Raw genomic sequence first — 11,637 nt, 5'->3', positions numbered from 1 at the left:
TATCGTAGTCTGTAAGTCTCGTGTGCAGGGTCACTCGGCCTTTGCGGCTGAGGAATTCAAGGCTTCTTCCACCCGGTTGGTCAGGTCGATGAAGTCTTGTACGGAAAGCTGTTCAGGCCGTTTGTTGAAGATAGGGTCGGCACTGAGCGGATTTCCTTTCTCCAGAATCGGAGAAATGGAGTTGCGGAGCGTCTTGCGACGCTGGTTGAATGTCGTCTTGACAATCTGCTTGAACAATTGCTCGTTGCATCCCAACTCCTTGGTCTCGTTGCGGGTCATGCGGATGACGGCACTCTTTACCTTGGGAGGAGGATTGAATACATGTTCGTGTACGGTGAACAGGTATTCCACGCTGTACCAGGCTTGAATCAGTACGCTCAGAATGCCGTAGGTCTTGTTGCCCGGACGAGCCGCGATGCGTTCGGCCACTTCCTTCTGAATCATGCCCGTGCAGCAGGGAATCAAGTCCTTGTAGTCGAGCATCTTGAAGAATATCTGGCTGGAAATATTGTAGGGATAGTTGCCGGTCAGCACAAAAGGCTGTCCGTCGAAAAGTTGCCGGAGGTCCATTTTCAGGAAATCCTGCTCGATGATATGGTCTCCTAATTGCGGAAAATTCTCACGCAGGTAAGCTACCGATTCAAAATCCAGCTCCACCACTTTGAGCGGGCGGTCTTTTTTCAGCAGGTATTGGGTGAGAACTCCCATTCCGGGACCTACTTCGAGAACGGGAAGGGCCGGGCAGGCGTCTACCGTGTCGGCTATGTCTTGTGCCACTTGCAGGTCTTTCAGGAAGTGTTGTCCTAAAAACTTTTTAGGTTTAACTAATTTCATACCTCAGGTTTTAAATGTTCGTATTATCTTTGTGACTTGCAAAGTTAAACATAAATCTTTATATACAGACTGATTTTGGAACGAACAGGTTTAAAAAAAGTACTAAATAAGGTCTTCCAGATAGCGCTTCCGTTGGTACTCGGAGCGGCTATTCTGCTTTGGACATACCACGATTTTGATTTCCGGCGTGTGGGGAGCGTGCTGGATGGCGGCATGAATTATGGCTGGATGGCCTTTTCGCTGGTGTTTGGTGTGTTGGGACATCTGTTCCGCGGCTGGCGCTGGAATCTGACGTTGGCCCCGTTAGGTGAATACCCCAAGGTGTCGAACAGTGTGTATGCGGTTTTTGTGTCGTACGCGGCCAATCTGGTCGTACCGCGTGTAGGAGAGGTTTCCCGCTGCGGTATCCTGTCGAAGTACGACGGGGTTTCTTTCTCCAAATCGCTGGGTACGGTGGTAACGGAACGTCTTATTGATACCATCTGTGTGCTGCTGATTACCGTAGTGACGCTGTTGCTCCAGTCGCGCGTATTTGCGGCATTCTTTGAAAAGACAGGTACGAACATGGGCTTCTTTACGGGCTTGTTTACTTCTACCAACTTTTATATCACTCTCATCTGTCTGTTCGCATTGGGCGTGCTGGCGTTTTTCCTGGTCCGCAATTTAACGGTATTTGCGAAGGTGCGCGGCATATTGAACGATGTGTGGGCCGGATGTTTGTCGCTTCGGCATGTAAAACATCCGTGGCTGTTCGCTTTTTACACCGTGGGCATCTGGGCATGCTATTTCCTGCAATTCTATGTGAGTTTCTATTGCTTTGACTTTTCTGCCTCATTGGGCTGGATGCCCGGACTGGTGATGTTTGTGGTGGGCAGTATTGCCGTGGCCGTTCCTACTCCTAATGGAGCAGGTCCGTGGCACTTTGCAGTCATTACCATGATGATGATGTATGGGGTGGGAAAGGAAGATGCCGGAATATTTGCCCTGCTGGTGCACGGTATTCAAACCTTTTTATTAATTTTGCTAGGTGTTTACGGGCTTGTAGCCTTACCACTTGTAAATAAGAAACGGACCGGGAAGTGAAATTGCTTTTCCGGAATAAAATCAAAAAATATAATATGAACGAAATTCTTTCTTTGGCTCCGCAGAATGTGTGGAAGCATTTCTATTCGTTGACGCAAATTCCTCGTCCGTCTGGACATTTGGAAAAAATTCAGGCTTTCTTGCTGGAATTCGGCAAGCAGGTAGGTGTGGAATCATTTCAGGATGAGGCTGGAAACATAATCTATCGCAAACCGGCCACTCCGGGTATGGAAGACCGGAAGTCTGTCATCCTTCAGGCTCACATGGACATGGTTCCTCAGAAAGACAAACATACACAGCATGATTTTGAAAAAGATCCTATTCCGGTTTATGTAGACGGCGAATGGGTGAAGGCTAAAGGTACTACATTAGGCTCAGACAACGGTATGGGTGTGGCAGCCATTATGGCTATTATGGAAGACAAGACCCTGAAGCACGGTCCGCTGACAGCGCTGATTACTGCCGATGAAGAAACCGGTATGTATGGTGCATTCGGCTTGAAACAGGGCACGGTGGAAGGAGAAATCCTGCTGAACCTGGATTCAGAAGAAGAAGGTGAACTTTATATTGGCTGTGCAGGTGGAGAAGACCTGACGGCTACTTTGGAATATAAGGAAGAAGAAACAGATCCGGAAGACGTGGCGCTGAAGGTGACACTGAAGGGATTACGCGGTGGCCACTCTGGTATTCAGATTGGCTGGGGACATGCTAATGCCAACAAGTTGATGGCTCGTTTCATGAACCAGGTGATTGCTTACGATGAGGCTTGTCTGGTGTCATGGGAAGGTGGAAACATGCGCAACGCCATTCCGCGTGAATGTGAAGTGGTGATTACCGTACCGGCTTCGGAGGTAGAAGATGTGCTGGCATTCGTGGGTGAATGCGAACAGGTATGGCGTGATGAATTCGCAACCATTGAAGACAATATCAGCTTTACGGCAGAACGTGTGGACTTGCCGAAGATGATGGTGCCGGAAGAAATCCGTGATAACTTGGTGGATGCGATTTATGCATGTCCGAATGGGGTGGAACGTTTCATCCCGACTATTCCGGATACAGTGGAAACTTCTTCTAACCTGGCTATCGTAGAAATCGGCAATGGAAAGGCTGCCATTAAGGTATTGACACGCAGCTCTCGCGAATCAATGAAGGACTATCGCAATACGGCTATCGAAAGCTGTTTCTCTATGGCAGGTATGCACGTAGAACGTTCTGGCAGCTACTCTGGATGGGAACCGGATGTAAACTCTCCGATTCTGCATGCCATGAAGGAATCTTATAAGGCACAGTTTGGTGAAACACCGGAAGTGAAAGTGATTCATGCCGGACTGGAATGTGGTATCATTGGTGCGGTTGTACCAGGACTGGATATGATTTCATTTGGTCCTACTTTGCAGTGCCCGCATACACCAGAAGAACGCTGCCACGTGCCGTCTGTGAAGAAGTTCTATGATTTCTTGCTGGCTACATTGGAAAATACACCGAAAAAGTAATATTCGTTAGTGGATAAATAGATACGGAGACTGTCCGATTCCCGTAAAAGGGAAAGGGGCAGTCTCCGTTTTTTTTGTTTCGATTTTCTGTGGTTTTACTTCTTTTAATGAAAATCTGTGCAGTAAATCAGGGTTTTGGTTTTATCTTTATAAAGACAACCTTGTAAAACTTAAAATTGGAAATTATGAACAGACTATTCTTGATATGTGCCACGGGATTGTTGGCTTTTATGTTCCCTTTGGCGGGGATAGCTCAGAGTTACGACCGTCTTTGGAAGGAGGTAGAGGAAACCCGGAAGAAGGATTTGCCGCAGACCTTGATTTCACAGGTGAACCAGATTTATGAAAAGGCAAGGAAGGAGAAGAATGCTCCGCAGATGCTGAAAGCATATCTTTCGCGGGTGGAATGTCAGGTAGGGCTGACACCGGACAGTTTGCAGCATGAACTTTGTCGACTGAATGCATGGGCTGCAGAGGAGAACGATCCTTTGCAGAAAGCCGTGTTGTCGTTTCTGTCAGGATACTATAAGTTGGAATCCGCTCCTCAGGAAGTGGACAGTGCATTGTATGAGTTTGACCGGGCAGTAAAGGATAAGGAGGTTTTGCTGGGCGTAGCTACGACCGATTTTCGTCCGATGGCTGAACAGGGCAAATGGAGCCAGCGCTATTTCGGTGACAATATGTACGATTTGCTGTTGCGCCAGTCCATCTTTCAGCTTCTATGGAATGGGGGAGGAAGCAAGGCCGTACAGTTGGCAGTGTTCGACAAGTATGAAAAGTTGATTGCGCAATACGAGGCGGCAGGAAATCGTGACGCGGAATTATTGACACGTCTGGAGCGATTGATGTACTGGCAGCGTAATGGATGGAGGTATCCGCAACAGCTGTCTGACGAACAGGTGCTGGAGCAGTTGCAGGCGTGGGCAAAAGCCTATGAAGGAGTAGATGCCTGTGCGGCGTTGTATGTGTCATGGGCTGATTTCTATCATCAGAAACAAGACTTCGTGTCCGAAATGAAGGTGATAGAAGAAGGAATAAAACGGTATCCTTCTTCAGAATTCACGGCCGATTTGAAAGATAAGCAGCGAATAGTGTGCATGCCGTCGCTCTCGGTGCAGGTAACTCATCCTTATCCGCAGACGGAAGCGGAACTTCGTGTTACCAGCAAGAACCTGAGAGGGGCGACACTGGAATGGTATAGACTGAACCTGAAGGCTTCTTCTTCTGTGTTTGCACAGAATCTGGAGCATGCGGACCTGATAAAGAAGTATGGTACACTGGTGGATAAAGTGCGGTTGGACTTGCCGGATACTCCTACGTACAAGGATACGGTTTCTGTGCTGACCAGCCGGATGCCCGAGGCGGGGATTTATATATTGAAATCAATCCCCGACGGCTATCAGGATAAAACGGGATACGATGTAGTGCATCTGTCTGCATTGCAGGTGGTTTCTTTCCCGATGGAAGGAAGGCAGACGGAGTGTCATGTGGTGGATTGTAAGACAGGAAAGCCGGCCGCAGGGGCAGAATTGGTGTTCTATTCCATTCCTGTGCCAGGCAATTATACCTTATATAAGACGTTTAAAACTGATAAGCAGGGCAAGGTAGTAGTGCCAGACATGAAAGAATCATTGTGGATGCATGCACGTGCAGGCAAGGATGAGTTTATGCAGGTGGCTTACTGGTCCAGAAGGGTGTTGCCGACGGTCAATGACAGCAAGAAGAAGGTGGACCGCATGGATTTGTTTACCGACCGTGCGCTGTACCGCAAGGGGCAGACGGTGTATGTGTCCGGAGTGGCTTATACGCAGGAAGGCGATAGTGTAGAGGTACGCAAAGATGCGGCCATCTGGCTGGCCTTGCGGGATGCCAATAACCGGGAGATAGCTCGGAAAGAATTGACTACGGATGACTTCGGTGCATTTTCAGCGGAACTCCAGTTGCCTTCGGAAACATTGGCCGGCATGTTCCGTATAGAATCGGACAAGGCTTCCTGTTATATTCGGGTGGAAGAATACAAGCGTCCGACGTTTGAAGTCACTTGGAAGGAAGTGCAGGAAGCTTACACGATGGGGGATTCCTTGCAGCTGGAAGGTACGGCGAAAAAGTTTTCCGGTGCACCGGTGCAGGGCGGTAAGGTGCGTTATACCTTGACCCGTTCAAAGGCCTGGTTCTGGCGGAACATGGCAGGAGAACAACAGTTGGCAGAGGGTGAACTGATGACTTCAGCCGACGGAACATTTGCGGTGAAGGTTTGTCTGGAACGTCCGGATGCGGAAGTCTCTTTAGGCTGGGACGGATTCTATCGTTATCAGGTGAAGGTGGAAGTGACGGATGCGGCCGGTGAAACGCAGGAAGGTGTACTGGTGCTTCCGGTGGGTGAACATGCCATCGGATTACAGATAAAGGGACTGGCCGGAAAAGTGGCTCGTGAGAAACTGGATAAGATGCAGGTGCAGGCATTGAACATGCAGCAACAGCCTGTGGCATTGGATGTGGTCTGCTCGCTTTATGCATTGGATGAGGCTGGAAATAAGCAACAAACAGTATGGGTGGATACGGTGAAATCCGGACAGCCTTTCCAGCCGGAAGCATGGAAGAAGTTGGCCTCCGGAAAATACATGCTGGAGGTAACCGCCAGTGATGAGCATGGGCGTCCTTGTCGTGCAGAGCAGGAGTTTGTACTCTTTTCGTTAAAAGACCGGGTTCCTCCGGTAAAGACTGTGGAATGGTTCTATCAGGACGGTACACAGTTGGAGGAAACGCAGCCGGTGACCTTGTATGTGGGTAGCAGTGAAAAGAATGTACATTTGTTCTATCATGTGTACAGTGGCAACCGGATGTTGGTTTCTGACTCGTTTGTGCTGAACGAGGAAATCCGTCCGTTTGATTATACGTGGCGGCCGGAATACGGCGATGGAATCACCGTCAGCTTTGGATTTATGAAAGACGGTATCTGGTATTCCAAGCAAGTCGCTTTGAAACGTCCGGTACCGGAGAAAAAACTGACATTGAAGTGGGAGGTCTTCCGTGACCGTTTGCGTCCGGGCACAGAAGAAACCTGGATCATGCAGATTCTGGATGCGGCAGGCAAACCGGCGGATGCTCGTTTGCTGGCTACCTTGTATGATGCTTCGCTCGACCGTTTGTGGGATAACCCGTGGAATTTCCAGTTGGGCTTCAGCCGATATACTCCTTCAGTCATGCCGTTTATTCAGTCAGTGAATAGTATCGCGATGGCTTATTCACCTTTCTATACTTATTCATTGTCTTCTGTATATACTCCTGACAACTGGCAGTTGTATAGCCGGTTGTGGATTCCTTCTTTGCGTCAGTATAGAACCTTCTCTCGAAACGGTTTGATTGTACGCGGAGCAGGAATCATGATGAAGGCTGCGGCTGCAGCACCAGATGCCATGAGGGCGGATGAGGCTTTGAATGCGCAGGCGGGGTTCACGCAGGACGATGGAGTGGTAGAAGTAGAACTTCAGTCTGAAACGATTCCTTTGGAAACGGAACAGACAATGACTTTACGCGAGAATTTTGCAGAAACGGCTTTCTTCTATCCTGATTTGCGTACAGATTCAACCGGAACCGTGCGATTGGTATTTACCGTACCAGATGCATTGACGCAGTGGAAGTTCAGAGGGCTGGCACATACCCGCCACATGGATTACGGACTCCTGCAGGCAGAAACCCGGACCGAAAAACCGTTTATGATTCAGCCTAACTTGCCTCGTTTCCTTCGTAGAGGGGATGAAACCTCACTGGCAGCTTCTTTGATAAATCTGTCAACAGAAAAGGTGAAAGGGGCAGTACGCCTGGAATTGGTGAATCCGATGGATGAAAGTGTGGTGTATCAGGCAGTGCAGGATTTTCAGGTGAAGGCAGGAGAAACGGGTAGTGTACGTTTTACTTTCCCGGTAAATATGGATGGCGAGGTATTGATTTGCCGGATGAAGGCAGAGGCCGGTGAGTTTAGTGACGGAGAACAGCATTATCTTCCTGTGCTGACTGACAAGCAATGGATGACGGAAACCTTGTCCTTGCAGGTGAAAGGCGGGGAATCTCAGGAAGTGAGCCTGAAGGATTTGTTTAACGGACAGAGCAAGACGGCCCAGAACCGGCAGCTGACCATTGAACTGACTTCTACTCCGATATGGTATGCTGTACAGGCACTTCCGGTAGTAGGAAATCCGCAGCAGGACGATGCGTTCTCCTGGGCTTCGGCTTACTACGCCAATGCGGTGGCACGGAAAATTGTGGAACTGAATCCGCAGATTCAGCCTGTGTTTGAAGCCTGGAAAAAGCAGGGAGTAAAGAAAGAAACGTTGTGGAGTGAACTGGAGAAAAACCAGGAACTGAAAAGCTTGTTGCTGGCCGAAACGCCTTGGCTGGCTCAGGCGGCAGATGAACAGGAGCAGAAACAACGGATTGGATTGTTGTTCGACCTGAATACGATGAATTACCGCATGGGGCAGACCGTGGAAAAATTGAAGGCCTTGCAAAAAGGGGATGGAAGCTGGAGTTGGTTTAACGGCATGCAGGGAAGTCGGTTGGTTACTACGCAAGTGGTGGAACTGCTGGCCCGGCTGAAATCCATGCATATCATGGCGGATGCGCAAGTGGCCGGCATGTACTTGAAAGGTCTGAATTACCTGGAAAATGCTTTCTGTCAGGAATATGAGAACCTGAAAAAAAACGAGGCTCGTAACAAAAGCCCGCAATGGCCAAGTGAGCAGGCGGTGAGGTATCTGTATATAGCATCACTGGATGCGATGGCAGGAGAAAAAGTAAACAAGGCAGCAAAGGAATACATGACCTCCAAACTGGAAAAACGTTCTGCTACTTATTCCATTTATGAGAAGGCATTGATTGCCCGGATTCTGCAGGCACAGGGAAAACGTACGCAGGCAGAAATACTGGTACGCTCGATTAAGGAATATACGGTAGTGACACCGGAAATGGGACGTTATTTTGATACGCCGAAAGCCGGATACGCATGGAACGGTTATCGCATTCCGACGCAGGTGGCTGCTATGGAAGCTATTCAGTGTGTGGAGAAGGATGAAAAGATGTTGGAGGAAATGAAACTCTGGTTGCTGAAGCAAAAGCAGGTGCAGTGCTGGAATACGCCATTGGCTACAGCGGATGCGGTGTATGCCTTGCTGTCAGATGGCATGGCATTGACGGAGTCCGGACAGATGCAGGCGGTGGCAGGCAATGTCACACTGGAAACTCCGAAAGATGGACTGGGCTGTATCAGCCATACGTTAAGTGGAGCGGAGGCGGAGGTGAAGACGCTGACTGTAAGTCATACGGGAAAAGTTGCCGGATGGGGGGCTGTATATGCACAATATCTGGAAGATATGGACCGTGTGAAGGCATTTGAAGGAAAGGGCCTGCAAGTTTCACGTGAGTATATATATAAAGGTAAGACCTTGTCTGCCAAAGAAAAGTTGCAAGTAGGCGATAAGTTGACGGTACGCCTGACTCTCCGTGCCGACCGGGATATGGATTTTGTATGTTTGAAAGACGAGCGTGCAGCTTGTATGGAACCAGTGCGGCAAATCTCAGGCTACGAATGGTCCGATGGCTTGGGACGGTATCGGGTAAGTGGTGATGCGGCGACGACCTTCTTTATGGATCACTTGCGGAAAGGAACTTACGTCATTGAATATGAAGTGCATGTAGACCGTTCTGGAGTATATCAGGTAGGTACATCGGAAATACAGTCAGTATACGCTCCTGAGTTTGGCAGTCATACGGAAGGATATACATTATATATCGAATAAAATCACGTCCGGGCCGGGATTCCGGTTCGGACATTTTTACAAATTTCTGAGGTTATGGAGAAAATAAATTTTCAGACTTGATTTTGCTTGTTTCCGTTTTCTCCCTATCTTTGTTTCCGTAATTTAGAAAGAATAAAATCAATGAAACGAATATATACCCTTCTTTTTTTGTGTGTTGTCGCTTGCATATCCTTATGGGCTCAGCCTAAAATATCCTTTGATATGACTACTAAGGACTTGGGCTACGTGTTGTGGCGCACTCCGGCAACTGTGACTTATCAGTTTACTAATACGGGAGACAAGCCACTGGTTATTTCCAATGTGACGACTTCCTGTGGATGTGCCAAGGCACAATGGACAGAAGAACCTGTACCTGCCGGAGGAAAAGGAAAGATTACGGTGGTGTTCGATGCAGAAGCCATCGGACATTTCTATAAAGACGTGGGTGTGTATTGCAATGCAGCTTCTCTGCCCATTTACCTGGATTTTAACGGAGAGGTGACAGCCGATGCCAAGAACTATTCCTTTACGCATCCTTATGCTATCGGTGCCATCCGGCTGACACAGGATGAACTTGATTTTAAATCTGTCAATAAGGGAGACCGTCCGGTCATTGAATTGTTAGTGGCCAATACTTCCAATAAGGCTTACTCACCTGTGCTGATGCACCTTCCTCCTTATTTGGAAGCAAAGGCTGAACCTGAAAAATTGGGACGTGGAAAGACCGGAAAGATTCTGGTGACCCTGGATTCTGAGAAATTGCCGAAATTAGGTATTACACGCGCTTCTGTTTATCTGTCCCGCTTCCCGGGCGATAAAGTTGGCAGTGAGAATGAAATACCTGTATCTGTGGCCTTGCTGCCTGACTTCTCAAAGCTGACCGAACAGCAGAAAAACAATCCTCCTCAGATTACGTTGTCGGCTAAGGAACTGGAATTTGTGGATTTGAAACCTAACCAAAAGAAGTCACAGACGATTGTCATTTCAAATACAGGTCGCTCTGACCTGAATATTCAAGATATGCAGGTGTTCAGCATGGCTTTGGCCGTGAAACTGAAAAAGAGAGTACTGAAACCGGGTGAATCGACCAAGATGAAGATTACTGTTCTGGCACAGAACCTTCATCGTGTGAAAGGTACGCCCCGTGTCCTGATGATTACTGATGATCCTAACCAACCGATGATTACCATCCGTGTGAAAGCCCGGCTGAAATCGTCCGAAAAATAAAAACTTTTATGGAACACCCCGAAAACAACGAAGCTTATAAGGGGTTAACTGTGAACCAGGGAGTGGAACAACCCTCCATTGTTAATCCTTATCTGAATCTGAGAAAGAAACCTAAACGTCGTCAGTATTCTGCTGCCGAGTATGTGGAAGGTATCGTGAAAGGCGATGTGACCATGCTGAGCCAAGCGGTCACGCTGGTAGAAAGTGTCAAGCCGGAGCATCAGGTGCTGGCACAGGAGGTCATTGAAAAATGCCTCCCTTATTCGGGTAATTCTATCCGTATCGGTATCAGTGGAGTGCCTGGTGCTGGAAAGAGTACATCGATTGATGTATTCGGACTGCATGTGCTCGAAGAAAAAGGAGGAAAGTTGGCCGTGTTAGCCATAGATCCCAGCAGTGAACGTTCCAAAGGAAGTATTTTGGGTGACAAGACCCGAATGGAAAAATTGTCGGTACATCCTAAATCCTTTATCCGTCCCAGTCCTTCGGCTGGCTCATTGGGCGGTGTGGCCCGTAAGACCCGTGAAACCATCATCTTGTGCGAAGCTGCCGGATTTGATAAAATCTTTGTCGAAACTGTGGGAGTAGGTCAGAGTGAAACAGCCGTACATTCCATGGTAGACTTCTTCCTGCTGATTCAACTGGCCGGTACGGGCGATGAGTTGCAGGGTATCAAGCGCGGTATCATGGAGATGGCCGATGGTATCATTATCAACAAGGCCGATGGAAACAATGTAGAGAAGGCACAGTTGGCGGCTACGCATTTCCGTAATGCGCTCCATCTTTTCCCGGCTCCCGAATCCGGATGGACTCCTCAGGTGCTGACGTATTCCGGATTCTATAATATCGGTGTCAAGGAAATCTGGGATATGGTGTATGCCTATATCGACTTCGTTCGCAAGAACGGTTATTTTGAACACCGTCGGAATGAGCAGGCCAAATACTGGATGTATGAAACCATCAATGAGCATTTGCGCGACAGCTTCTATCAGAATCCGGAAATCGCTTCCTTGCTTCCCTTGCAGGAAAAAGATGTACTGGAAGGACGGGCAACGTCTTTCTCGGCAGCCAGAAAACTACTGGGAATGTACTTCTCCGGATTGAAGCAGGAGTGATGAATAAATATTCAAAACGGCCTGTTTCTATTGGACTAATTAAAAATAAGGAAGAAAAATAAGGGTGATATGCCTTGTGAAATGAATTAA

6 protein-coding genes are annotated in these 11,637 nt (G+C 48.2%); 5 read left to right on the top strand and 1 reads right to left on the bottom strand.

Annotation, left to right across the window (positions count from 1 at the left end; translation table 11 throughout):
- Nucleotides 1-30: 30 nt before the first annotated feature.
- Nucleotides 31-834 carry a 16S rRNA (adenine(1518)-N(6)/adenine(1519)-N(6))-dimethyltransferase RsmA gene (gene rsmA / locus BACPLE_RS14795; protein WP_007563391.1) on the bottom strand — a complete coding sequence of 268 codons (804 nt, stop codon included), beginning with the start codon at nt 832-834 and terminating at the stop codon, nt 31-33.
- Between the two features lie 75 nt (nt 835-909).
- On the opposite strand from rsmA, the gene BACPLE_RS14790 reads away from it, so the two are divergent.
- From BACPLE_RS14790 to meaB, 5 genes are all read left to right on the top strand, one after another.
- On the top strand, nt 910-1,917 hold the full coding sequence (locus BACPLE_RS14790) for a lysylphosphatidylglycerol synthase transmembrane domain-containing protein (RefSeq protein ID WP_007563390.1): 1,008 nt from the start codon (nt 910-912) through the stop codon (nt 1,915-1,917).
- A 35-nt stretch (nt 1,918-1,952) separates the two neighbouring features.
- Entirely contained in the window at nt 1,953-3,410 is a 1,458-nt protein-coding gene (locus BACPLE_RS14785) for an aminoacyl-histidine dipeptidase (protein ID WP_040313324.1), read from the top strand.
- Between the two features lie 185 nt (nt 3,411-3,595).
- Complete coding sequence (locus BACPLE_RS14780) at nt 3,596-9,205, top strand: alpha-2-macroglobulin family protein (protein ID WP_007563388.1); 5,610 nt, start codon at nt 3,596-3,598, stop codon at nt 9,203-9,205.
- 141 nt (nt 9,206-9,346) lie between these two features.
- On the top strand, nt 9,347-10,432 hold the full coding sequence (locus tag BACPLE_RS14775) for a DUF1573 domain-containing protein (RefSeq protein WP_007563387.1): 1,086 nt from the start codon (nt 9,347-9,349) through the stop codon (nt 10,430-10,432).
- A gap of 8 nt (nt 10,433-10,440) precedes the next feature.
- The gene (meaB, locus tag BACPLE_RS14770; RefSeq protein ID WP_007563386.1) at nt 10,441-11,547 is read left to right on the top strand and encodes a methylmalonyl Co-A mutase-associated GTPase MeaB; all 1,107 of its coding nucleotides are present in this window, start codon (nt 10,441-10,443) and stop codon (nt 11,545-11,547) included.
- The last annotated feature ends 90 nt before the right edge of the window (nt 11,548-11,637 follow it).

The organism is Phocaeicola plebeius DSM 17135, from assembly GCF_000187895.1.
In the GTDB taxonomy this organism is placed as follows: domain Bacteria; phylum Bacteroidota; class Bacteroidia; order Bacteroidales; family Bacteroidaceae; genus Phocaeicola; species Phocaeicola plebeius.
Note: the sequence above shows the minus strand (reverse complement) of the source record. Positions and strands in the feature narration are given on the sequence as shown.